This window comes from Algoriphagus mannitolivorans DSM 15301 (assembly GCF_000429425.1).
Lineage (GTDB): Bacteria > Bacteroidota > Bacteroidia > Cytophagales > Cyclobacteriaceae > Algoriphagus > Algoriphagus mannitolivorans.
On the sequence record NZ_AUBV01000009.1, the window covers coordinates 92876 to 118278 of the forward strand.

Here is a 25403-nt window from a genome sequence, read left to right on the forward strand (position 1 = left end):
TTACCATTGTGGCCGGATTCCCGGAGCCATTGGGAAGCTTAAGCTTTTGTAATATTCCAGACTTCCGGTGGGTTTTTCGATCTCTTCCGGGAATGGTCGCTTCGCAAAGGTTTGGAAATAGAGCAGGCAGGCATTTCTCCACCATTCGGCTTCTTCCACTTGGATGCCCAATAGCTGACTCACATGGGAGTGTCTCTCTGGATCGATAGTTCCTTCCAGAGAATCCCATGCTGTTTTCATGTTCCTTGCCGTCTTGACGCCCTGATCATAATGCAGTGCGATTTCTTCCCATACCGTGCGTCCTGACTTTAATTCAAAGTCCCAAGGAAGATGATGAAACCACAACAGGAATTTCTGTGGAATTTGATTCGGGTCGGACCATTTTTGAGCGATTTCCGGAGCGTATTGATTTAAGGCATTGCTTCCTGTGGAGGTCCGGTCAAAGCCAATTCCCAAACTATCTGCCCGGTGGTAGTATAGAGAAGTCCAATCGGCTCTTCCGCCTTCTACCCAAGGTCCTGGACCATAATGATGGCTCCTACCCATGATATGATGCAAGCCCAGTGGAGTCATGTAATTCACTGCTGCTTCATGGGATTGAAGTAGAATTTCATTGATTTTACGATTGGCCACCTGGTTTTGTCCAAAAGTCATACTTGTCCATTCCTTGGCAATCTGCTCTGAAGTGAGATTGGGATTCCAAGCCATTCTTCCAAAGGCATACCAGTTGGATTGAGCCATGAGATGACCAGTCCAATTACGGTCTGTTCCAATGTTGGACACTCCAGCCATCAAGGTGAGGGTTTTGCCGGTATCCTTTCCATCCACAATTCCTGCAACGGTGGAGCTTGGGCTCGGCCTGTAAGTTTTGCTTTCCAACACTTCCTGCCACATCGGAGCGAGATAGACCAGTTGGGTCGCCTGTCCCAGATATTCCTGAGTAATCTGAAATTCCATCCCCAGATTGGTTTGTGGCATGGCTCCAAAGAGCGGATGAAAAGGCTCTCGGGGCTGGAAATCTATGGCACCATTTTTTACCTGGATGATCACATTTTCCCGGAACTTCCCGTCTAGGGGTTCGAATTCAGTATTGGCTTGCTTGTGCCGATCTTCATCTATTTCATGAGAATAGACAAAGGCCCTCCAAATCAACACGCCCCCATGTGGAGCTAGAGCATCAGCGAGCATATTGGCACCTTCAGCATGATTTCTTCCATACTCATGGGGGCCCGGCTGGCCCTCCGAATTGGCCTTGACCAGGAAGCCTCCAAAATCAGGAATAAAGGAATACATCTCCTCGGTTTTCCTTTTCCAAAAAGCTTTGACATCAGGATCTAATGGATCTGCTGTCTTTAGCCCTCCAATTTCTATGGGTGCGGAGAATCTTGCTGTCAGGAATACTTTGATCCCATAAGGGCGGAATAGGTCTGCCAGGACTTTGGCTTTCTTCATAAAGTCCGTAGTCAGGATTCTGGCATTGGCATTGACATTGGTAAGCGAAACGGCATTAATACCCAGACTAGCATTGGCGCGGGCGTAATCCTCATATCGTGGGTCAATGTATCCCGGTAAGCGATGCCAGTCCCAAATTGAAAATCCTGCATAGCCTCGCTCGACAGTTCTGTCAAGATTGTCCCAATGGTTGAGCATACGGAGTTTAACTTTCGGGGCATCAGCTTTTTCTTGTTTTGCATCGAAAGTTTCAGTTTGAATACTTCTTAACCAGTCAAAAACCCCATACAGCACGCCTAAAGGCCGATTTCCGACAATTGCATAGTAGCGTTTTCCCTGAAAATCAATTGATCCTCTCCAGAATCCGTCTTCTCCCAATTCACGGATTTCCACCTGTTGCTGCAATCCGAATATTTGAGACATTTCCTCCCGGGTTCCCAGCCAAAGCTTCGTGTTAGACAGCCGGTCAGTGGTGTACACGGGAGCTTTTCCGACCAATTTTTTACCCGAAAGGTTGAGTTCGTTTTGAATGGCCTGATACGTAGGGTTTTTCCCAAAAAAATAGATTCCATCCAACAGGGAAGAGATTTCTTGGTTCAGTCCCTGATTGGAAATAGGAGCGTAGTCCAGCCAAAGTTCGTATCCGTCTTTGGGAAATGCGGATAAGGAAATGAGGCATAAAAAGATGCCTGCAAATAGGTTTTTCATAGGTTTAAGGTTTAGAGGCTTTCAAAATGCCCAAAAATGCGGGGAATTCCAATGGAGATTCTTTGACAATATTCGTCGAAGGCGATTCTCAAATTGGGAAGGAAAGCACTTGCTTTCCTATCTTCGATCCTTCACTTTTTTCTTATGGAGAACAAACCTTTTATCATCTACAAATCCTCAGCGGGCTCAGGGAAGACCTACACGCTGACCATGGAATACCTCAAACTTGCCCTGAAGCATCCCAAATCGGCATTTAGGCAAATCTTGGCGGTGACTTTTACCAATAAGGCGACTCAGGAGATGAAGGAGCGAATCTTGAAAGAGCTAGTTCGTCTCAGAGCATCCGTCAATCCGGATGAAAAAATGGATTCCGAGTTGATGAAATCTCTTGGAGTGGACGAGGCTGGCTTGCAGCAAAAGGCCAGTGAGACTCTGACGGCAATTTTGCATGACTATGGTCACTTTTCGGTCAGTACGATAGACAGCTTTTTTCAAAAAGTCGTCAGATCCTTTGCCAGAGAGATGGACTTAAACGCCAAGTTTGAAGTCGAACTTGATCAGCAGGCAGTATTAAACCGTGTGGTAGATCGGGTGGTGATGTTGGTAATGGAGGATGATTTTTTGCATAAATGGTTGGTCGATTACGCTTCGGAGCAGATTCAAAACGGCAAATCCTGGGATATCCGCAGGAATATTCGGGAGCTTGGAAGTCAGATTTTTCAGGAAAACTTTAAGCGCTATGCTTCTGAAATCCGGATGTTTTTAAAAGAAAAAGAGAATATCTCCAAGTTGCAGGCATTTGCCCGGGAGAGAAGAGGAGAACTTCTCAAGATTACCCGTGAACTCAAGGATCAAGCAAATGAAATCCGGATAAAAAATGGCCTGGAATGGACTGATTTCAGTGGAGCATCTTCCTCTTTTGCTAAAAAGTTTGACCAATTGGGAGATCGGAAATGTCCAGTTCCTGAGCTAAGCCCTACTCAAGTTGACAAAATCGACAATCTCGAGAAGTGGTACACCAAGAAAAGCCCGCTGACTTCCCAAATCGAAGCCGCCTATCATCAAGGCTTAAATCAGATTTTAAAGCAGTTTGAGCCTCTCAATTACCAATGGAAAACCTTGGAGGCCATTTCTAAAAACATCTATGTTTTCGGGATTTTCAGGAATTTGTTGGATGAATTATCTGCCATCAAAGACGAGGAAAGCATTTTATTGATTTCGGATGCAAATGAGTTTTTGAAGGAAATCACCAAGGAAAATGATGCTCCTTTCATCTATGAAAAAGTAGGCAATCAATACCGGAATTTCCTGATTGATGAATTTCAGGATACATCAGGATTTCAGTGGGCTAGTTTCAAACCACTACTGGAAAACTCGCTTTCGCAGGGTCATACGAATCTACTCGTCGGCGATGTCAAGCAGTCCATTTATCGCTGGAGAGGCGGGGAAATGAAACTTTTGCTAGAGCAAGTGGAAGCAGAAACAGGTATTTACGGAATCCAACATGAAAACTTAGATACCAATTTCAGAAGCCTTCCCAACATTATCGAATTTAATAATGCTCTTTTTAAAAGACTGCCCGCATCATTTGAATCGAGTTTAAAAGAAGGGTATGGTGTTGAGGATGCCTCCATTCTTTCGAGAGCCTATCACGACGTCACCCAGAAAATCTCCCAGAAGAAATCCAATTCTGCTTTCCGAGGTAAAGTCAAACTTGAGTTTTTGGCTCCAATCAAGGATGAAGAGGAGGGAAGCTTTGCCGATCAAGTATTGCAAAAGCTTCCTCAAATGGTGAGAGAGCTCCAAGACCACGGCTATAGCTTGAGGGATATTGCATTTCTGGTCCGAACGAAGGCAGAGGGAGAAGCCATAGCAGATGTGTTGATGCAGGAAGCAGCAACAAATCAAGACTCAAAGTACCGCTACGACGTGCTTTCGGATGAGTCCATGTATCTCCACAAATCAGCCTCAGTTAAGGCTTTGGTGGCTGGCTTGAGGTATTTGCAATATCCGGACGATCAAGTCCAGTTCAAGACCATGTGGTATTACCGCTCTGTGTTGAAAGAGGATCCAGTAGATCACAGCCATTTTTCAATTGATCACATCCCTGATCATCTCAGGGAAAAAGTAGAAGCATTCCGGAAAATTGAACCTCTTCTTCTTCAACTCCCCCTGATGGAGGCATTGGAGGAATTGATTAGGTCACTGGACCTGATGGAAATAGGTCTTGAAAAAGCTTACATATCCGGGTTTAAGGAGGCTGTTTATGATTTTACGGCAAACAATAGATCGGACTTGGCTGGATTTCTGGAATGGTGGGAAGAAAATCAATCCAAAAGGACTGTAAAAATTCCTGAAGGGCACGATGCGATGCAGATTATGACCATCCACAAGTCCAAAGGCTTGCAGTTTAAAGTCGTGTTGATGCCGTTTTTGAAATGGACAATCTTCGATACCGCGAAAGGCAATGTGATCTGGGCTCCATTTGAAGATCCTGAAAAAGGTCTATCCGCTATCATTCCCCTGACTTTGGGTAGCAGCTTAGCCCAGTCATCATTCAGGGACATCTATGCAGAAGAATCAATTTTAGCCTATTTGGACAGCTTGAATATGATTTATGTGGCACTGACACGGGCTGAGGATGTTTTTTGGGGTTTGGTGCCTTATCGGGAAAAAATCGGATCCCAGAATTCTCTGGAAGTCCACCTACAGATGATTCTGGCAAATGGAAGCCAAATAGAACAGGATTTTGATTTATCAGAGTATTTTGATGGGGAGACCAGAATATTTGAATTTGGGCAATGGCCTGAGGAGAAGCCGGAAAAACCGGAGCTTTTACCTGTGCCTAATCTCAGATGGGCTTATAAAAATTGGTCCGAATTGCTGCGGGTGAAAAAGTACGCAGTGGATTTTTCTCCTGAAGGTCTTGAACAGCGCAGGAAGCGGAATTTTGGTTTGCTGGTGCATGAAATATTGGAAAAATCAGTCCATCTCGAAGCAGCTCTGAGTCATCTTCAGGCTTTTTATTTCGAAGGTAGAATCAGTGAATCAGAAAAAGCGGAAGTGGAAACTCAATTGAATGACCTTTTCTCCAATCCTGTTTTCAAAGATTGGTTTGAGGGACAGGGCATCTTACTGGCGGAGCAGGGGATTTTATTGCCCGGAGGAAAACAAAAACGTCCCGATCGAATAATCCTGAGAAAAGATGAATCCATCATTGTGGATTTCAAAACCGGTGAGAAGCTCGAAAAGTATGAAAATCAAGTTCGTGAGTACATGGAATTGGTAAAAAAGCTAACTCAAAAGCCGGTGAAAGGATATCTGTGTTATTTGGAGACCGGCAAAATTGAAACAGTTCATGCATAGTTTTTTAAGAAATACTGCCCAGCAAATCCTGGAAAAGCACCAAAATCTCCAGAACCTTTCCATCATCCTTCCCAACAGAAGAGCAGGACTTTTCTTTACCCAGCATTTGGGAACCTTGATTTCCGAACCCATGTGGATGCCGGAGGTGAAGACGATTGAAGATATCTTTTATCAATATGCAGGCCAGCGACCAGCAGATGAGCTCACCTTGATTTTTGAGCTGTATCGGGTTTATAAGGACCTTCAGCCCGAACCCGAGGATTTTGATCGGTTCTATTTTTGGGGTGAAATGATCCTCAAGGATTTTAACGACTTGGATCAATTCCTCGCAGACTCCAAAAAGTTGTACCATCAACTGGCTGAATTCAAAGAGTTTGAAACTGACCAAAGCTTTTTGACCGAAAGTCAGGTTGAGTTAATTCAGCAGTTTTGGAGTTCTTTTGTCCGACAGGATCGGATGCATCAGGAGAAGTTTCTGAAATTTTGGGAGCTTCTTAATCCCCTATATCAGGCTTTTCAGGCTTCCTTGGACGTGTCAGGCTTGGCTTATTCGGGAAAGCTGTATCGGAAAGTCGCAGAATCCCTAGATCAGATCTCCAAGCCCGAGAAACATACCATCTTCATTGGTTTCAATGCTTTCACAGCAACAGAGGAGAAATTGATCAAACATTTTCTGTCCGAATTTGGAGCTGAGATCTACTGGGATATTGATTCCTATTACCTCAATGACAAGAATCAGGAAGCAGGATTGTTTTTCAGGGAATACCAGAAGGATAAGGTATTTGGCCCCACTTTTCCAGATCCGATTCCTGCCTGGATCCACACTCGGAAGGCCAAGATTCACACCTATGCGACACCTCTGAAGACCAATCAGGCCAATTTGGTGGGAACAATTCTGGAAAATGTTCCAAATGAAAATTGGGAAGAAACGGTAGTAATTCTTCCGGATGAGCAGATGCTGTTTCCCGTTCTGCATGCCTTGCCAGATCAGATTGACAAGGTCAATGTGACCATGGGATATCCAGTGAAAAATGCACCGGTTTATGCATTTCTGGAAGCTGTTTTGGAATTGCAGCGCTATATCAAGGTCGAGGAGGGAAAAGTTCTTTTTTACCATCAACCTATCAGAAACCTGCTTTCAGCAGTATATCTCAAATCAGCCAATCCTGACTTTTGCAGGAATTTATTGGCAGATATTCAAAAGAAGAATCAGATTCATATTTCTCAGGAGAGTCTAATCCAGGGAGGGATGTTTTTTGGTCTTATTTTCAAGAAACTAGAAAGTGGGCATCTTTTCGCCTATTTGTCTGAGCTGATCGAGGCTTTGGCTCTAAGGCTGCAGGATGAGCCATTGCAAAGAAGCTATTTGTACCAATGCTTCAAGCAATTGACGCGATTACGGGAAATTTTTGAAAAGCAGGATTCCCTTTCCGTCAACCTGGAATTTTTCATCCGTCTTTTCAGACAGGTGTTTAGAGAGGTGAAATTGCCTTTTGAAGGAGAACCTTTACAGGGATTGCAAATCATGGGTGTACTTGAATCGAGAAATCTGGATTTTCGAAGAGTCATCATTTGCAATATGAATGAGGCAAGTTTTCCGCCTTCTGGGGGCTTAAACTCCATGATTCCTTTCAATATCAGGAGGGCCTTTGGATTACCGGTTCAAGAACAAAATGATGCGATTTATGCCTATACTTTTTACCGCCTTCTTCATAGTGCGGAGGAAGTACACATGATCTACACCACTGCTTCAGATCAGGGGAAGGCAGGGGAAAAGAGCCGATATATCCAGCAGATGATGGTAGAAATGGGTCTTGAAGCCAAAGAAGAGGTGATTTTTGTCCCAATTGACCAAAAGTCAACGAAGAAGATTACAATCGAAAAAGAGCCTGATTTGCTGAGTCTATTGGATAAGTATCTTATTCAGGAGGACGGAATTTCTCAAACGGCTTTCTCACCTTCAGCCTTGAGTGTTTATCTGGATTGCCGCTTTAAGTTTTACCTTCAATACCTCGCTGAACTTAAGGAAAAAGAAGAAGTCAGCGAGGAAATAGATGCCGGAGTTTTTGGGAATTTGGCCCATTATAGTCTCGAATTCCTTTACAAGGGATTCATGGAGCGTAAGAAAAGGACGGTATTGGAAAAGGGAGATTTTGAGGAATTGAAGGACAAATGGGTTTATCCGGCAATTGAAAAGGCAATTCGGACCTTTTATCATCTGGAGGATTCGGCAGAAACCAAATTGAATGGTCAGATGGCTATTGCCAGGGACGTTCTTCAGAAATACATCTTACGTGTCCTGGAAATAGATGAGAAATCAGCGCCTTTCCGCTTGATTTCCTTGGAAAAGGAGAAAAATTATGAAGCCAGATTGGCTATCCAGACCTCTTCAGGAATCAAAGAAGCGGCTTTGAAGGGGATTATTGATCGGGTAGATGAACAGAATGGGATAGTCAGGCTGATTGATTACAAGTCAGGTGGGGACAAGAAAGAATTTCCGAGTATTCCATCTTTGTTTGATAGAAATGACCCCAAGCGGAACAAAGCCGCCATGCAAACTTTATTTTATGGGCTGATCTATCAGGCAAAGCATCCGGAAAATACTGCACCTTTAAAACCTGCAATTATCAACCTGAAAGAGATCTTTTCCGATGATTTCAATCCGTATTTGCAAATCAGGGAAGCGAGGAAGCCTGGGATTGAGTTGACCGACTACCGAGATCATCAGGAGGAGTACGAGGCGGGTTTGAAAGGCCTTTTGGAGGAATTGTACGACCCGAGTGTACCATTTTCTCAAACCGAGGATTTGAAAAAGTGTGAATACTGCCCATACAAGGAGATCTGTGGGAGGTGAGGTCAGTTTGCAGGCTCAATTTGCAGATTGATGTACAAACTGCTCACCGTGAATGATCACTGCAAACTGAGACTGATCACTGAAACCTTCGACTGTTTTTCAAAAACTTCTTTTTGTCACTTTGGGGTAGAGTTCCGGAAGTAGCATCAGGGCTGCAGAACCATACCATTCCTTCAGATCCATTTTGAGTACTCCGGCTTGGATAGCAGGATCGGTTTCTGTAAGGGTTTTCGCTTCCTCAATACTCTGCACATCGAAGATGTATATTCCGCGTAAGTCATCATTTCCGAAAAAAGGACCTGCCACAATGAGCTTTCCCATGTCGGCCATTTTGCCAATGTTGGCCATGTGTCCAGCCTGAATTTCCTGACGCTGTTCCGGGGTATATTCAGATACCCGATCCCCACGAAGAAGGAAGGCCATGACATACTTTTTCATGCCATAATCATCGGCGCCAAGCTTCTCTGCGAGGGCTTTATCATAGCTCTCCTGAGCGAAGCTAAGACCGGTGAAACCAATGGCAAAAAGGAGGGAAAATACAATCTTTTTCATAGGGTGGGGGAGTAGTGGTTTGGAGGAAAATCAGGCCTTCTAATTCCAATTACGGACCTCGAATTTTGGGAGAGACTCAGCAGAACAAGAATGGTGAATTCGGATTGAATTTCAAATTACCAGGTCACGGATCCATTTCCAAATTGACCTCAAAGGTAAGATCTAAAAGCAAATTGAGTCTTCCGTTTTTGGTATAAAACTTCTGAATGCCTACCCTCATTTTAGCGCAAAAGGAAGCCGGTTTACCCTTGTCTTACTTCGGATTCCAGTGGTTTCAGCAGTTTCTCTGAATATTTTTTCCGGTAGGTGGTAGCTTTAAAAAGCCTAAAATCAATAGCATTGTGTTTTTAATAAATACTTAAGGTGAAAAGTTATAAACGTCTGATTTATAAATTTATGTAATCGATTTAGCTATTCCGTAAAATGGCTAGACTAAAAAATTTAGGAAAGGCTAAAAATCATTTGTTCCTGAAAATAGTCTGGGAAGTGTAAGGATTAAAGTTTAGTTTTGAGGCTTCAATTGTTTTTCATTTTTCTGCAAAAGAGATTTTAACAATAAAGTATTCAGAATGCCTAAGATTGTTTATTTGGATGATGACCGAATCCAGCATTTGTTGATGAAGAAAATCATCAAGATTCAACTTCCAGAATGGACTTCTGAAAACTTCTCACAGCCTGAAGAACTCTGCGATTGGCTGGCCACAAACGAGACAGATATCATCCTTTCAGATTTGAATTTGGAGAATTCTTCCGCCTGGGATTGGGTGGATAAATTCCAGAAAATTTCCGCAGCTCAAATTGTTTTTTTGACCGCCCATGCGTCTCCTGAAGACTTCCAGAAACAGGAGCAATTCATGAATGTGAAATTCATATTTGAGAAGCCTCTTTCTGGGGAAAACTGGGAGGAAATCAAAGGCATGATTTCCCAGTAATTCGCTACCTGATATTCCCGTTTTTTGGTTCTGGGAATTATTTGATCTCGATACCGCTTTTCAAAAAAAACCTTTCATTCCGAGGGGTTGGTCTTAATTTTGTTTTCTTTGTATCGTGCGGTTTGAGCTAGGAGCCAAGCCGAAAAGAATAATAAACTATGGCAGAAGAATCGGAGGACAAAAAGCCTTTGCTTTCCAAAAAGATAGATAAGTTTTTCACGGGACTTGCCGATGCTTGGAATTTTGTCAGGCGCTTTTTCCAGGAAGTTTTACTCCCTCCTTATGAGTTTAAAGAGGTAATCCATCAGTGCTATCGCATTGGTGTGGAATCTCTTCCTTTGATTTCGCTTACAGGATTCATCGTGGGGATTGTATTCACCAATCAATCCAGGCCTTCTTTGTCTGAATTTGGTGCCACCTCTTGGCTTCCTGCATTGATTTCAATTGCAGTCGTGAGAGCCATGGGCCCATTGGTTACGGCATTGATTGCAGCAGGTAAGGTAGGTTCAAGTATCGGTGCTGAAATCGGATCAATGAAGGTGACAGAACAGATTGATGCCATGGAGGTCTCCGCCACCAATCCTTTTAAATTTCTGGTGGTGACTCGTGTTTTGGCAACTACTTTCATGATTCCCATGTTGGTCATGTACACGGACTTTGTAGCCTTGATGGGGTCTTTCATCAATGTGAATAAAAACGAGCTCGTGAGCTTGTCCACTTTCTTTGTTCAGGTTTTTGATTCGATTACGTTTTTGGACGTATTTTCCTCGGTGATCAAATCCGTGGTTTTTGGCTTTACCATTGGGATCGTGGGGTGCTACAAAGGCTACAACTCTTCCAAGGGGACCGAAGGCGTAGGTCGAGCGGCTAACTCAGCGGTAGTGATGTCGATGTTTTTGATCTTCATCGAAGAGCTATTGGCCCTTCAAATCGTCAATGCAATCAGAGGGATGTAAGCTATGGAAAGCAGAGAAGTTGTCGTTAAAATCAGGAACCTTTATAAATCCTTTGGAGACTTGGATGTCCTCAAAGGTGTGGATTTGGATCTGTACCGGGAAGAAAATCTGGTGGTCTTAGGCCGCTCAGGTACCGGAAAATCTGTATTGATCAAAATCATGGTTGGCTTGCTTAGACAGGATAAGGGTGCCATGGAGGTTTTGGGAAGAGAAGTATCCAGGCTAAATACCAAAGATCTGAACGCTCTAAGGCTTAAAATCGGGTTTTCCTTTCAAAACTCAGCCCTTTACGATTCTATGACCGTAAGGGAAAACATGGAATTTCCTTTAGTAAGAAATATCAAAAATCTCACAAAGAAGGAAATCACTTTCAAAATTGAAGAATTGCTTGATGCGGTGGGATTGCCGCAAACGATCAATCAAATGCCCTCTGAGCTTTCTGGAGGACAGAAAAAGCGAATTGGGGTTGCACGGACTTTGATCCTAAACCCGGAGATTATGCTTTATGATGAGCCTACGGCCGGTTTGGACCCGATTACTTGTGTGGATATCAATAATCTGATCAATGAGGTCAGAGAACGATACAAAACCACTTCCATTGTCATTACTCACGATTTGGCCTGCGCCAAGATGACCGGAGACCGAATGGCAGTATTATTGGACGGGCAATTTAATTCTATGGGCACTTTCGATGAGGTATTTCCTCAGGCAGAAGACGAGCGTGTCAAATCATTTTACGATTATAATTTTATACACTCATGAGAGGAGAAAATAAACGATCTGTTATTGTAGGAATATTTGTCTTTATAGGCATTGCCATTTTAGTGGCGGGGATTCTTACGCTAGGAGGCCAACAAAAGAAATTTGTAAAGGCGATACATCTCAAGGCTGTTTTTGACGATATCGGAGGACTCCAGACAGGAAATAACATCTGGTTTTCCGGGGTAAAAATCGGAACAGTCCGAAAAATCAACTTCTACGGAGACTCGCAGGTGGAAGTGGAAATGAACGTGGAAGAATCCGTTTCTGAGTTTATCCGAAAGAACTCTAAAGCAACGATCAGTTCTGATGGTCTAATCGGTAACAAGATTATCGTCATTTACGGTGGAAGTACAGACTATCCCCCTGTACAAGAAGGAGACCGTCTGGAGGCAGTAATGCCTTTGGATACGGACCAAATGATGGAAACACTCCAAGTCAACAATGCAAACCTGGTTGAAATCACCGCAGACCTGAAAGTTCTCACTGGTAAACTCGCTGCTGGAGAAGGAATCGTAGGAGCAGTAATGACTGACTCTACCCTAGCCATCCGTTTTAAGCAGATTGTAGCTAATTTGGACCGCGCCTCGGCCAACAGTAACCGAATGCTTGCTGAGCTCAATACTTTCGCAGGAAAGCTGAATAAAGAGGGCAATCTATTCAATGATCTGGCGACTGATACTGAGATTGCTGATGAATTGAGATCAACCATTGCCAGCTTTAAGGCAAGCGCTGAAAACACCCAACAGCTCACCAAAAAATTGGAGGAGATTTCTTCCAAACTAGACGATCCAAACAGTGCTTTGGGCACCATGCTGAATGATCCAGCTTTTGCTGAGTCTTTGAAAAGCACGCTTCAAAATACAGATTCAGCTACCTTTAATCTAAATCGAGGACTCGAGGCACTGGAATATACCTGGCCGTTTAGAAAAGGATTTAAGCGTAAAGCTAAAGAAGAGGAGAAAGTCTCTGGAAACTAAGTTGAAAGCCGGTCAAAATCCGGCTTTATTCTTTAAGTCCTTTAATGATTTTGGCTCGGGCTTCTACTTTTTCTTCACCATTCGCCTTCAAGGTATAGCTAGTTGGGGCAGGTGTAAGCGTAGCCTTGATCTCGATCGGAAAATGGTCCGAGCCGAAATTTGGAAGAACTTTGATTTGGGAAAGCCCGAAATGCGTGCTAAGAAAAACATGATCCAATGGCCATCTGAAAAAAGGCACTTTAGCATGAAAGGTACTGTAAAGCCCCCTTCCTCTGCGGGGATCTGCCATTTCTGATATTTTCAAAAACAAGGAAGTAGTATAGCTCCAAGCCACATCGTTCAAATCTCCAATGACCAAAGAAGGGTTAGGATTGTTCTTGGATTTTTTTCCCACTATCAGAATTTCAGCGTCTCTGGAGGTACTTTTTTCATTCTCACCGGGAACCGGAGGTGTTGGATGAATGCCATACAAAGTCACGGTTTTCCCAGAATCCAGTTGGATATCCAACTCAATGGATGGGATTTCAGGATCGACGAGATACTTTATTTCTTCTCGTAGGAGGGGGAATTTGGAATAAAATGCCAACCCGTAGGTGTTTTCCTTGGGAAGAAGGATTCGGTGGGGATACTCTTTTTCCAAGGCCTGTAATTGCTCGATCCACTTTTCATTAGTCTCCACCAAAAACACCACATCTGGATTTCTGCTTTGGATTAAATGGACAACCTTTTGAAACTGGGTATTGAATTGGTACACATTCCCGACGATGAGGTGGATTCCGTTTTCCTTTTCAAAAGGAATACGTTTGATCATTTTTTTTCCAAATAATGTATAGGGCCAAACTTGGAATGCCAAAAACAGAATTGCGATCCCGATTAGTGTGATCCAGACGGAAATTTCGAATGAGTCCTTTCCCAATAGAACCCATGTAATATCTAATATGACCAGAATGATCAGCTTTTGCAGCCTTGGATAATCAAATATCCTGATCCACCAATGATCAAGTTTGATCAGAGGGATAAAGGTGGCCAAGAGAAAAAAAATGCTGAGTGCAATAAGGAGAATCAACCTGTCAAAGTTTTGATTTCAATAAAAGTAAGTGCTTCAACACTTGCTTCATAGGTTTTTTTGAGAAACAAGCTACCCTAGCTTAAATCTGACAGGAATGTACATCCAAGCCTCTATGGGGTTCCCATTCGTATCCAAAGCCGGGTAGAAGGGGCCATCGTAAAGCCGGATGACCCGCAAGGCCTCATTTGCGAGTGCCTTGTGGATCAAATAGGCATTGGCCACTTCGACTTGCTTTAGCTCTCCTTCTTTGGAAATCAAAAGCGCCAGTTCCACTGTTCCGGATTGTCGGGTACTTCTTGCTGAATTGGGATAATCGAGGTTATTGATAAAAAGTGTCTGAAGCTTGTCCTGATCCAACCCTGGTTTGAATTCATCTCGATTTGAACTTTGTTCAGAATCAAGCTCTGTTCTCCAAATAGAATAGGTTCTGTCTCCCAGAAAGGTCACTTGACCGGTTTTTTCACCTTCGTTGAAATAGAAAGTGATGTATTTCCCATTGTCCAGATTTTTGAGAGTTTGGGTTTTTAATGCATTGTTTTCATCAAATTCCTCCCTGATTTCCTGATTGAATTTTTCCACATTATTGAATCCGATTTTTAGCTGAGAGACCATACGATTTTCCAGATCAAATATCCAAATCATCCTTTCTCCTGACTTGAGCTGGTTTTCTACCCGCTTGTAAGCTCTCTGCTCGAGATCTTTTTCACTTATTTCATAAAAGTGCTGGTTCAAGAAGGTCACCTTTTGTTTTTCGATTTTTTCTTGACCAAGAGTCGAAAAGAAGGTGAGTGTCCAAAGAGCGAGAGTAAATAAAAGGCGCATAGCTGATAGGTTGGATAAAAGTGGTAAGGAATTCAAATGGATCAGTAGATAAATTCAAGGACTTCCCTTAACTGTGTAAAGCTTTGGGTTTTATTGCGAATGAGTTTGGTGATTTCGGTGATTCTACCGCAACATTCCGAATCGAACTGGCGATAGGAGAGTTCCAAGGTGTCAATTTTACCATTGGGATATTGGAGAAAAACTTGAGAAGCGGGAGGGAAAACCTCGGCATAAAAAGTGGTATCTCCTGTGAAAAAGGAAGAAGCGCGGATTTGTAGTGGATATTCCTGTGGGCCAGTACCCGAAATGGAAAACATGGAGAATTCTCTGGGATCGAAAATTCTCTTCGAGCCAAACACTAGATCTGACCCCGTATTTGAATCCAGAATTCGAAACTCAAAGTCATATTGGGAAACCAAGCAATCCAAATTCCTACAGGGGCTGCAAGAACTCATGGCAAACATAAAAACTATGGAATAGTATGCTCTTCGGATTTTTCTCATAAAAAGCTTTAACGGAAGATTGATTTATCTGGAAAATTTCACCTGAATCGGGCCGTTAGCAAATCGCCCTCCCGCATGAAAATGATAATACCTCCATTTTTCTACTGGAGTACCATAGGGGTCCAAAGCCGGTACATATCCTTTTTTCCAGGATTTTACTGCTTTGACAAATATCTCGGCAATCTCGGGTGCTCCCCCAAGAGGATTTACCCATTCTACGTTTTTGACATTTCCCTCGGTGTCCACCAATACGCCCACCACAATCAACTGCCTTTCTTTTGGCCACTTATTCACCGGAATACCGGTTTTTTGGGAAATGAAGTAAGAAAACCTTGCTTTTTCATCCTTTGGATAGGGTTCAAAATCATTCTCCAACATCTCCAAAGGCTTTTCATAGCCTTTTCGAAAAATCGTGTATTTGTGCTCTCCTCGATAAAAGATCTGTGCTATTTGTTCGATCTCCGAATAATAGGTGGCAATGAATTTGGAATTAAAGAGATTGGCAACCCGCCGATGAATCAGATTGCCCTCCAGGTCAAATTCTTCCATGGTAAATTCCTGATACTCATTTTTCTTTAAATCGGTACGGATAATTCTGACCAGTCGATTATCCAGGTTGAAAAAGCGCTCGATTTTTATGGAATCTGAGGTAAAAGAAACCATCTTTTGATAAACCATATCTTGAGATTGGTCAGGAGAAATTTCATAAAAATGCTGGTTGAGCGGGATAAACTCAGGTTTTTGGGCATTCACTGCTAAGAAGGTAAGAAAAGCGTAAAGGGTGAAAATCTGACGAAGCATTTTTACTTGATGGTCCTAAAACCGAAAAATATAGACTCAAGGATAAATCAACAAACCTTAAACTAATAAATTTCGAGCTTTATGCTAAGGATAAATCTTATTTTTACAACGGTGTTTTTAAACCTATTGAAATGAATACGATCAACCCGACCCAAACTCCAGCCTGGAAAAAACTCCAAAACCTTGCAGTACAGGCTCAAATGCTTGAAATCAAGCAACTTTTTCAAGAAGAAGAAAGATTTGAAAAATACTCCATTTCCCTGGAAGATATCTTGATTGATTTTTCCAAAAACCGAATAAATGCAGAAATCTTCAAGGCTCTCAGAGAGCTCGCAGAAGAGACCGAACTTTCGGCTGCGATTGAGGCCATGTTTTCCGGAAAGCCGATTAATGGAACAGAAGGACGTGCGGTTTTGCATACAGCCCTGCGAAATAAATCCGGAAATCCGGTTTATGTCGATGGTGAGGATGTGATGCCAGACATTCAGAAGGTTCTGGCAAAAATGAAGTCCTTCGCCGATCAAATTAACGAAGGCAAGTGGCTTGGCTATACCGGAAAACCCATCAAGTCTTTGGTGAATATCGGGATTGGTGGTTCTGACTTGGGTCCAGTGATGGTCACCGAAGCTTTGAAACCTTATCAAAACCCCAATTTGGAAGTCTTTTTCGTTTCCAATGTGGACGGAACCCACATTGCAGAGACCTTGAAAAAAGTCGATCCAGAGACCACTTTATTCTTTATCGCGTCCAAGACTTTTACCACCCAAGAGACCATGACCAATGCCCATTCGGCGAGAAATTGGTTTTTGGACCAGGCAAAGGACGAAAAAGCAGTTGCGAAGCATTTCGTAGCCCTTTCTACCAATGCTAAAGCGGTAGAGGCATTCGGGATTGATACCCAAAATATGTTTGAGTTTTGGGATTGGGTAGGAGGAAGATATTCTCTATGGTCTGCGATTGGGCTTTCAATTGCCTGCACGGTTGGATTCAAGAATTTCGAAGATCTATTGGCTGGTGCACATGCCATGGATCAGCATTTCCGGACAACTCCTTTTGAGAAAAATATCCCAGTGATTTTGGCCTTGATTGGGATCTGGAATACCAATTTCTTGGGTGCGACCACTGAGGCGATCCTACCTTATGATCAATATCTTCATCGTTTTGCGGCTTATTTCCAGCAGGGAAATATGGAGAGTAATGGAAAGTACGTGAGCAGGAGTGGGGAAAGAGTAAATTATCCCACTGGCCCGATCATTTGGGGAGAACCAGGCACCAATGGTCAGCATGCATTTTACCAGCTGATTCATCAAGGCACTCACCTGATTCCTTGTGATTTCATTGCTCCGGCAATTTCTCATAACCCAATCGGAGATCACCATACCAAGCTTCTCTCCAATTTCTTTGCACAAACCGAAGCTCTGATGAATGGGAAGTCTTTGGAGGAAGTCCAGGTAGATATGACTAAAGCCGGGAAATCTGCGGAGGAGATCGAAAAAATCGCTCCGCACCGTGTTTTCGAAGGAAATCGTCCTACGAATTCAATTCTTGTTAAGAAAATCACTCCCTATACTCTGGGGCAATTGATTGCCATGTATGAGCACAAAATCTTTGTGCAAGGGGTGATCTGGAATATTTACAGCTTTGACCAATGGGGGGTAGAACTCGGGAAAGTCTTAGCGAATGGCATCCTTCCGGAACTTGCCGGGGAAGAGGAAGTCAATTCCCACGATGGATCTACCAATGGCCTGATCAATACCTATAAAAAAATGCGAAAGGCCTAATTCGGAAGAATTCCTTTCAAATCAATTTCCATTAATCTCGGGGGAATAGTCAGTCCACTAACACTGATCTGTTCTCCCGAGATTTTTACTTTTTCAGCGGTTTGGATAGCAATTCCCTCTGTTTGGCTGGTTTGGCTCACACTCCCAAGCCAAAAGGTTTCGGGGCTGCTGCTGATGGGGATGGTATTTAAATTCGGGTTTTGAAAAACTAACACAAAGGCTCTCGAACTGAACCCGGCAGTTTCATAACCTATGAAAACCAGACTTTTTCCATCTGGGCTGAGATCTGCTCCGGTGAGTTTTCCTGGCGCTTCAAAAAGGCCGATTCTTTGCGCGATCCGATTTCCGGGATTCGGATCCAAAACAAAAGTTCTGGACTCATTGGTCGTAGTTCCTTTGGTGAACAAATAGAGTTTACCGGATGAAAACACCATCGCCTCGCAATCATAGGGCAAATTGGGATTGGAGGCTCCTGTTTGGTCTTGATAGGTAAAATTGATCACTTCTGCGTTGACTTGGGTTTGGGTCAAAAGCGAGGATATGGGAATTCTCAGAATCTTGAGATCTGTTCGATTTCCGCTGTTATTCCCGAAGTCTCCTATAAAAAGATATTCCTGACTAGCGGCCAAGTCCTCCCAATCCACATTTGGGGCATTTGCCACCTGGATACTTCTTAAAATCAAACCTGAGTCTGGATGGAGTTCATGAATCACGGCGGAGTTATCCCCATCGTTAATGGAAAAAAGTCTATTTCCAATCCATTGTAGCCCAGAAGTTTCTTTCAAGCCATCTGAAAGACTTTTTACTTGAAAGGGATTCAAATTTCTGGGCCAAAGGTTGGCTTTTAGGGTTACAGACTGGTTTTGGTATTCGAAATTGGGGTCTGAAATTAAAGTTGGGGCCGGATCACCTGATTCCTTTTGGAAGTAAAAACTTCTATGGGAAAAAGCCCGAGCATCCCAACCCCATCGGAAGGATTTTCCATTACTCATGGTCAGCTCCACGGTTGCCGGAAGATTACTTTTGGTGTAGAGGTAATAAAAATCTCCTGATAAACTTAAATTTCCCGGGGCAGGTAAGATTGATTTTGGGCTTGCAGCAATATTTGTTTTTTGAAAAGTCAGAAGCTGAAAATCGGATACTCCATCGAGTTTGGTTTTGATTTGACTGGCATTAACTACCAATCTCCCTCCAAATTGAACCGGCAGGGTGGAAGAAATTAAGGCATCACCAGGGCTGGATTCATAGGCATAGGTGCCATAGGGTAAGTCAAATTTACTTTGGCCAGTACTGAAATCAGAGCTAAATTCAACGGGGTAGGTTTGTCCGGATTCTTGGGAAATAAAATTCACCGAGAATTTTTGGGGCAAAGGATGTACCCATGCCACTTCTGCTAGAGTTCTTGCCCCTGTTGCAGCCGGTTCAGAAAGGTTAATTCCTTCAACCAAGATTTGGGCCTTTCCAGCTTCGGGTTTTTCCCGATCACAGGAGAACAATAGCACAAAAAGAAAGGGTAGGAAAAGTCTTTTCATAGTAAAGGTCAAAAAGGTTACTCCTTAAAATAATGAAAGATTAGCTAAGGGTTTTAATCTGGAACGTAATTTATCAGATTAAAGCCAAAGCAAACTGCTGTCCCCATAGCTGAGAAATCTGTAATCTTGATCCAAGGCTTCTTGATAGACTTTTTTCCAATTTTCTCTCAGAATCGTTGCAATCAACAGAATCAAGGTAGAACCCGGCTGGTGAAAATTGGTGATCAAACCTTGAATCATCCGGTACTTATATCCAGGGAAAATGAAAATTTCCGTCTGACCTAAAATTGAATCCATCTGCTGAGTATCCATCCAGTTCAAAATGGCTTGTAGAGATTCCGTTTTGCTGGGGACTTTTTCCCGGGTTTCATAGGCGAAAAGCTTGGGTACAAAGAAGTCATCGCCTTTCTCTTCGATCAGTTTGACTCCAAACCAAAACAAGCTTTCTAAAGTACGGATGGAGGTAGTCCCTACGGCAACTACCGTTTCGGAGTGGTTGAGAAGCTTTTCAATGGTCTCCCGAGTCACTTGGATTTGCTCGCTGTGCATGGGGTGCTCGAGGACATTATCCACTTTGATAGGTTGGAAAGTTCCGGCACTGACATGTAGGGTAACCTGCGCTTCCTGGACTCCTTTTTGTCGAAGCCTTTCAAAAACTTCATCGGTAAAGTGCAAGCCAGCTGTTGGAGCAGCCACGGCACCTTCCTTTTTGGAATAGACAGTTTGATAGCGGTCTTTATCTTCTTTTTCAGGCTTTCGGTTGAGGTATGGAGGAAGAGGAATTTCGCCACTGGCTTCCACCAAATCCACAAAGGCAATGGTGGAATCATCCCAGGAAAATTCGACCAACTTATCTTCCCGATCCACCAATCGAGCTTGCAAAACAATTTCCCGTTCACCCAAGCCAATTCTTCCGGTTAAGATTTCTCCGTCTTTCCATTTTTTGGCATTTCCAATCATGGTAGCCCAAGTCACGGGATGTTTGGCCAACATGATTTCAGGAATTACCGTGGTAGGAGCCACTGGGGCTAGTAGAAAAATTTCAATTTTTGCTCCTGATTCCCGCTGAAAAATCAATCTTGCTGGAATTACTTTGGTGTCATTATACACCAATAGCGTATCTGATGGCAATAAATCAGGCAAATTGAAAAATTGAAAATGCTTGATTTTCCCAGCCTCAAAATGCAAAAGCTTGGAGTGATCTCGCTTTTCTAGGGGAAATTTCGCAATGCGTTCTTCTGGCAGTGTATATTCGTAATCTCTAAGGTCAATCTTTGGGATTTCCATCTTTGGGTTGAATTTGGGTGCAAATATAGCTATCCAAATTTTACCTGACTTGCGCGAAAAGAATATGTCTGATTCATTCCAAATTCAATTTTCATACATCCCCAGAACGCTTCAGTTCAGGTTTGATGCGGGTACTTCCCGGGGTGTGTTAAAAACCCGTGAGGTTTATTGGATCAAAGCTGTTTCTAGTCAAAATCCTGAAAAAGTGGCTTGGGGAGAAGCAGCCCCTTTGATCAAGTTGAGTCCGGATTATCGGAATGATTTTGAGGACGTTTTAGCTGCCACTTTGGAAAAGCTTTCCAGACAAACTTGGGAACTGGATGAGGATTCGATTTTGCATCAGGTAAAAAGGCAGGTTCATTTTGAATTGCCTTCTATCCGTTTTGGAGTCGAAATGGCCCTATTGGACTGGATTCATGGAGGTAAAAAGAAGTTTTTCCCCAATTCATTTTATGATCAAAAGGCTCCTATTCCGATCAATGGGTTGATTTGGATGGGTGACAGGGAGTTTATGCTGGAGCAGATTGACCAGAAGTTAAAAGAGGGCTTCAGTTGCATCAAGATGAAAATCGGAGCTATTGATTTTGGGCAGGAATTGGAACTCTTGAAGTACATCCGTCAGCAATTTTCCAAAGACCAGATTGTCCTTCGTGTGGATGCGAATGGAGCTTTCTCTACGCAAGAAGCCTTACACAAACTTCATCAATTGGCCGAGTTTGATATTCACAGCATTGAGCAACCGATTAGGGCGGGGCAGTGGGATGAAATGCGGAAACTCTGCAGGGAGACTCCTGTGCCGATCGCTTTGGATGAAGAACTTATTGGCATGAAGGATAAGGAGACACTTTTGAATACGCTGAAGCCTCAGCATATTATCCTAAAGCCCACTTTGGTGGGAGGGATTTTGGAAACAAGAAATTGGATCAGTCTGGCCGAAAACCTGGGCATAGGATGGTGGATGACCTCTGCCTTGGAAAGCAACATCGGTCTGAATGCCATTTCTCAATTAGCATCTGCCTATAATCCTTCCATACCTCAAGGCCTTGGAACTGGCAAACTTTACCATAACAATTTGGAATCCCCTTTAGAAATCAAGGAAGGATATATCCGATACGGAGAGCAAGCTTGGCAAAATCCCACTTAGTTCGGCAATCTGTGCAGATATACCGGCTTATGGACTTGGGCTTTCCAGAGGGTTGGGGTTAAAATTCCAGTTTCCAAATCCCGTTCAAAGATCACGATGTCATTGCTGGCCTGATGGGCGGCGAGAAGATACTTTCCATCGGAAGTCAGGTTGAAGTTTCTGGGCATGATTCCTCCGGATGAGATATTTTGAATGCGATCGTATTGACCGGAGGGTGTTTTGGCAAAGACTGAGATGGTATTAGCCTCGCCCCGGTTGGAGACATAGACACTTTTTCCATCCGAAGAAATTCGGATTTCTGCAGCTCCGACCGCTCCAGTGAAGTTGTCGTCGAGTAAGGATAGTCTCTGCTTGTGACTTAATTGGCCTTTTTCATAGTCAAAAACATCCAATACAGCCGCCATCTCTTCTACAACGAGCACCTCTTTTCCATCTGCTGAAAAGGCCAAATGTCTTGGCCCGTCGCCTGGAGTCACGGGGAATTCTCCCGATAAACTCAAAGGTTCCGCGTTTCCAGGATTGAAATCATAGACATAAATCTTGTCGGTTCCCAAGTCGGCTACTAATACTCTTTTTCCATCCGGGTCAAAAGTCGTGGAATGTACATGGGGTTTTTCCTGCCGATTGGGATTAATGCTCCTTCCGGTATGCTGAATAAGTTGGACGAAATTCAACTGACCTTTCCCATCAGCTTTAAAAACAGATAAGCTTCCTCCGGTATAATTTCCCAAAATCACAAAATCCTCGTTGGGAGAAAGAGAAATATGGCAAGGATGATCACCCTGCGAGGCATCCTGATCCAAAAGTGTAAGGGTATTATCCTTAGGATTTCTGGAAAAGCTCAGAACATTTCCTCCTTGAATGCCTGATTCCTCTTCCAGAGAATAAACAATTTTTCCATCCTGAGTTGCGATCACAAAAGAGGGATTTGCAATGCCAGCGGCGATGGTTTCTACAGTCATCAGATTTTCTCCCGGAGAAAAATAAAGATGATTGATCCCGTGGTGTAAGGAATCTGTGTAGGTTCCCACAAGGAATTGGTAACTTAGGTTTTCCACGGCTTGATTTTGGGTTTCGGAAGGAGAGGAAGGATTGCAGGCATAGCAAAATCCTGTCAATACCGACATCCAGACATATCTTAGTTTCATGAGATGAAAATAGAAAATTAATCTGTGAGAATAGTTTTAATTACGCTTCAAAAATGAGTGATGTTGTATGTGATAAATGAATTTTTTGAGCTAAAACATTGAAGAAATTTTAAAAATGATGCTAAAAAATACAAAAAATGCTAATTTGCTTAACCTATTAATTTGACCCTGATGCAGCAAGTTTATGACACCCAAGTCGCCAAGCGATTTACGATTTATAACAGTCTTTTTTTAGATCTTCCCTTTGATGATATCTATGTCACCGGAACCCTATTGCCATTTTTAGGTAAGGCCTGTGAAAAAGGATACCAAGAGGGAAAAACTCCCGTAGAAATCATTCATGGTTTTTTTGAGGAAATGATGCCGGGAGAATCTGAAAAAAGGAAGAGTGATTTCCTGTTTCAGATGATTCAATATGTGGAGCGCCAAGTTGTTCTTTTTGATTCTATTGAGGACGCAGCTTACGACAAGATCAATGACATCAATGGTAAAGGATCCATCAAGGCTTTGATCTCCCGAGTGGAAACAGACAAAAAGAAGAAAGAATTGGTCGAAAAGCTTAAGACTTTTTCCGTTCGATTGACCTTGACGGCTCACCCCACACAGTTCTATCCCGGAAATGTTTTGGGAATCATCACCGATCTGGAAAATGCCATACGGACAGATGATCTTGAAAACATCAATCTTCTGCTTCAGCAGCTTGGGAAAACCGGCTTTATCAACCGTGAAAAGCCGACTCCTTTTGATGAGGCAATCAGCTTGATCTGGTATTTGGAAAATGTATTCTACCAAAGTATTCCGGATATCGTGATTCGATTGCTGAAAGGACTTGGAGAACCTATTCATACTTGGGAAAACCCAGGGATTCTTAAGGTCGGCTTTTGGCCGGGAGGTGATCGAGATGGAAATCCATTTGTGACCCATGAAACTACCCTTCAGGTAGCTGATCGCCTCAAAAAATGGCTGATGAGATGCTATTACAGGGATTTGCGGAAGCTGAAGAAGAGACTCACCTTCAAAAATGTGGAGGAGCTGATTGCCAAAGCAGAGCGGGGAATTTTCGATACACTTTTTGAAAACAAACAGGTGTACAAATCCAAAGATGACCTGTTGGCTATTTTGCTGGAAGCCAGAGAGGCATTGATCACGCATCATGACGGACTGTTTTTGAATCTTCTGGATGAATTTATCCTGAAAGTGAGAATCTTCGGGTTCCACTTTGCCCATATGGATCTAAGACAGGATAGCCGAAAGCATGATGCTTTGTGGGAGGAGATTTTCTCCATTCAGGGGAAAGAGTTTACCGGAACCGAGGAGGAGTTGATTTCCAAAGTCATGAAGACCCGTGGTCTTCCTTCCTTGGAAGACTTCCAAGAGCCATTCCACAAGGAAATGCTCCAATCTCTGGGTACCGTAAAAGCTATTCAATCCCTAAATGGGGAGGAGGGACTTCACCGTTATATCATTTCCAATTGCCAGTCGGTCCTACATGTGCTGGAAGTTTTCCAGCTGTCAAGACTGACTTTGGGAGCCAAGTCAGGAAATCTCCCACTGGATATTGTTCCTCTTTTTGAGACCGTGGATGATTTGGCGATGGCACCTAAAATCATGGCCCAATTGTACGAGACTCCCGAATATGCAGAGCATATCAAGTCCAGAGGAATGAAGCAAAACATCATGCTTGGATTCTCCGATGGGACCAAAGACGGTGGCTATCTCAAAGCCAACTGGTCCATTTTGATTGCCAAAGAAGAGCTTTCTGAGGTTTCTAGAAAATACGGAATCAAGGTGGTATTCTTTGACGGAAGAGGAGGACCTGTAGCCCGTGGAGGGGGAAACCTACACAACTTCTATGCTTCCTTGGGAGAAAAAGTTGAGAATTCAGAGATCCAGGTGACGATTCAGGGACAGACGATTTCTTCGAATTATGGCAAGCAAGTGTCCTGCACCTATAATCTCGAGCAATTGCTCAGTGCGGGTTTAGAAAATCACCTTTATCCAGACTCAGAAAAAAATCTTAATCCAAAGCAACGGAAACTCATCCAAACCTTAGCTGATTCGGGATACGACTATTACAAAAAACTAAAAAATCACCCGAAGTTTGTTCCCTATCTCGAGCATGTGGCTCCTTTGAAATTCTTCGGTATGACCAATATTGGTAGCCGTCCCCTGAAAAGAGGAAAAGGTTCCGGATTGAAGTTCGAAGACCTTCGAGCGATTCCATTTGTCGGATCTTGGGCCCAAATGAAGCAAAATATTCCAGGTTTCTTTGGGGTAGGAGCAGCTATCGAGGCAGCCGAAAAAGAAGGAAGATTGGATGAAATCAAAAAGCTGTACCAGGAAAGCCTATTCTTCCGAACCTTGCTGAGCAATTCCATGCAATCCTTGAATAAGTGTTTTTATCCTGCAACAGCCTATTTGGAGAAAAACCCTGAATACGGAGAGTTTTGGAAAATGCTTTATGAGGAATACCTCAGATCGGTAGAAAAGATCAAGGCGATTTCAGGAATGAATGAGTTGTTGGAAGATAATCCTGTGACCAAAAAGTCCATCGAAATCAGGGAGAGAATTGTGCTTCCCTTGATCACGATTCAGCAGTATGCGATTCAGAGAATTTTGGATGAAGGGAAATCTTCAGAAACTCTGGACAAACTCATCCTTCGGGCCATGTTTGGAATCATCAATGCTACCAGAAACGCAGCCTAAGAGCTTGGACTAAACAGGAAAAGCCTCTTTGAAAATCAGAAATAGCCTAGG

General features: G+C 43.1%; 18 protein-coding genes. 9 read left to right on the forward strand and 9 right to left on the reverse strand.

What is annotated here, in order from left to right; all coding sequences use genetic code 11:
* The gene (locus tag G458_RS0111680; protein ID WP_026952072.1) at positions 1 to 2160 is read right to left on the reverse strand and encodes an alpha-glucuronidase family glycosyl hydrolase; all 2160 of its coding nucleotides are present in this window, start codon (positions 2158 to 2160) and stop codon (positions 1 to 3) included.
* A 144-nt stretch (positions 2161 to 2304) separates the two neighbouring features.
* On the opposite strand from G458_RS0111680, the gene G458_RS0111685 reads away from it, so the two are divergent.
* Both G458_RS0111685 and G458_RS0111690 read left to right on the forward strand, forming a co-directional pair.
* On the forward strand, positions 2305 to 5526 hold the full coding sequence (locus G458_RS0111685) for a UvrD-helicase domain-containing protein (protein ID WP_026952073.1): 3222 nt from the start codon (positions 2305 to 2307) through the stop codon (positions 5524 to 5526).
* Positions 5519 to 8380 (forward strand): PD-(D/E)XK nuclease family protein, encoded by a 2862-nt coding sequence (locus G458_RS0111690; protein WP_026952074.1) that lies wholly within the window; start codon positions 5519 to 5521, stop codon positions 8378 to 8380. The genes G458_RS0111685 and G458_RS0111690 overlap by 8 nt, the downstream gene beginning before the upstream one ends.
* A 99-nt stretch (positions 8381 to 8479) precedes the next feature.
* On the opposite strand, the gene G458_RS0111695 is transcribed toward G458_RS0111690, so the two are convergent.
* Positions 8480 to 8932, reverse strand: a complete 453-nt coding sequence (locus G458_RS0111695) for a YciI family protein (protein ID WP_026952075.1) — start codon at positions 8930 to 8932, stop codon at positions 8480 to 8482.
* A 569-nt stretch (positions 8933 to 9501) separates the two neighbouring features.
* On the opposite strand from G458_RS0111695, the gene G458_RS0111705 reads away from it, so the two are divergent.
* The 4 genes from G458_RS0111705 (at position 9502) to G458_RS0111720 (ending at position 12559) form a co-directional block, all read left to right on the forward strand.
* Positions 9502 to 9864: a response regulator gene (locus tag G458_RS0111705; protein ID WP_026952077.1), complete on the forward strand. Its 363-nt coding sequence runs from the start codon at positions 9502 to 9504 to the stop codon at positions 9862 to 9864.
* Positions 9865 to 10022: 158 nt separating this feature from the next.
* Positions 10023 to 10820 carry an MlaE family ABC transporter permease gene (locus tag G458_RS0111710; protein ID WP_026952078.1) on the forward strand — a complete coding sequence of 266 codons (798 nt, stop codon included), beginning with the start codon at positions 10023 to 10025 and terminating at the stop codon, positions 10818 to 10820.
* 3 nt (positions 10821 to 10823) lie between these two features.
* Complete coding sequence (locus tag G458_RS0111715) at positions 10824 to 11582, forward strand: ABC transporter ATP-binding protein (protein ID WP_026952079.1); 759 nt, start codon at positions 10824 to 10826, stop codon at positions 11580 to 11582.
* Positions 11579 to 12559 carry an MlaD family protein gene (locus G458_RS0111720; RefSeq protein ID WP_026952080.1) on the forward strand — a complete coding sequence of 327 codons (981 nt, stop codon included), beginning with the start codon at positions 11579 to 11581 and terminating at the stop codon, positions 12557 to 12559. The genes G458_RS0111715 and G458_RS0111720 overlap by 4 nt, the downstream gene beginning before the upstream one ends.
* 25 nt (positions 12560 to 12584) lie before the next feature.
* Here the strand turns inward: G458_RS0111720 and G458_RS0111725 are convergent, their stop codons facing one another.
* The 4 genes from G458_RS0111725 to G458_RS0111740 all read right to left on the reverse strand — a co-directional run bounded on the left by G458_RS0111725 (position 12585) and on the right by G458_RS0111740 (position 15754).
* Positions 12585 to 13625, reverse strand: coding sequence for an endonuclease/exonuclease/phosphatase family protein (locus tag G458_RS0111725; RefSeq protein WP_026952081.1), 1041 nt, complete (start codon positions 13623 to 13625; stop codon positions 12585 to 12587).
* A 72-nt stretch (positions 13626 to 13697) separates the two neighbouring features.
* Positions 13698 to 14450 (reverse strand): energy transducer TonB, encoded by a 753-nt coding sequence (locus G458_RS0111730; RefSeq protein ID WP_026952082.1) that lies wholly within the window; start codon positions 14448 to 14450, stop codon positions 13698 to 13700.
* Between the two features lie 41 nt (positions 14451 to 14491).
* Positions 14492 to 14953: a hypothetical protein gene (locus G458_RS0111735; protein WP_026952083.1), complete on the reverse strand. Its 462-nt coding sequence runs from the start codon at positions 14951 to 14953 to the stop codon at positions 14492 to 14494.
* A 24-nt stretch (positions 14954 to 14977) separates the two neighbouring features.
* Positions 14978 to 15754 (reverse strand): hypothetical protein, encoded by a 777-nt coding sequence (locus G458_RS0111740; RefSeq protein ID WP_026952084.1) that lies wholly within the window; start codon positions 15752 to 15754, stop codon positions 14978 to 14980.
* Positions 15755 to 15885: 131 nt separating this feature from the next.
* On the opposite strand from G458_RS0111740, the gene pgi reads away from it, so the two are divergent.
* Positions 15886 to 17535, forward strand: coding sequence for a glucose-6-phosphate isomerase (pgi, locus tag G458_RS0111745; RefSeq protein WP_026952085.1), 1650 nt, complete (start codon positions 15886 to 15888; stop codon positions 17533 to 17535).
* Here pgi and G458_RS21425 read toward each other — a convergent pair.
* Together G458_RS21425 and G458_RS0111755 are read right to left on the reverse strand one after the other, a co-directional pair.
* Positions 17532 to 19067: a hypothetical protein gene (locus tag G458_RS21425; RefSeq protein ID WP_157359765.1), complete on the reverse strand. Its 1536-nt coding sequence runs from the start codon at positions 19065 to 19067 to the stop codon at positions 17532 to 17534. The genes pgi and G458_RS21425 overlap by 4 nt on opposite strands.
* Positions 19068 to 19145: 78 nt before the next feature.
* Complete coding sequence (locus G458_RS0111755) at positions 19146 to 20354, reverse strand: S-adenosylmethionine:tRNA ribosyltransferase-isomerase (RefSeq protein WP_026952086.1); 1209 nt, start codon at positions 20352 to 20354, stop codon at positions 19146 to 19148.
* Positions 20355 to 20418: 64 nt separating this feature from the next.
* Between G458_RS0111755 and menC the strand changes: the two genes are divergently transcribed.
* Positions 20419 to 21498, forward strand: a complete 1080-nt coding sequence (menC, locus tag G458_RS0111760) for an o-succinylbenzoate synthase (protein ID WP_035468099.1) — start codon at positions 20419 to 20421, stop codon at positions 21496 to 21498.
* Here the strand turns inward: menC and G458_RS0111765 are convergent.
* Positions 21495 to 22646 carry a lactonase family protein gene (locus tag G458_RS0111765; protein WP_026952088.1) on the reverse strand — a complete coding sequence of 384 codons (1152 nt, stop codon included), beginning with the start codon at positions 22644 to 22646 and terminating at the stop codon, positions 21495 to 21497. The genes menC and G458_RS0111765 overlap by 4 nt on opposite strands.
* Before the next feature lie 171 nt (positions 22647 to 22817).
* Between G458_RS0111765 and G458_RS0111770 the strand changes: the two genes are divergently transcribed.
* Positions 22818 to 25352, forward strand: coding sequence for a phosphoenolpyruvate carboxylase (locus G458_RS0111770; RefSeq protein WP_026952089.1), 2535 nt, complete (start codon positions 22818 to 22820; stop codon positions 25350 to 25352).
* Positions 25353 to 25403: the final 51 nt, after the last annotated feature.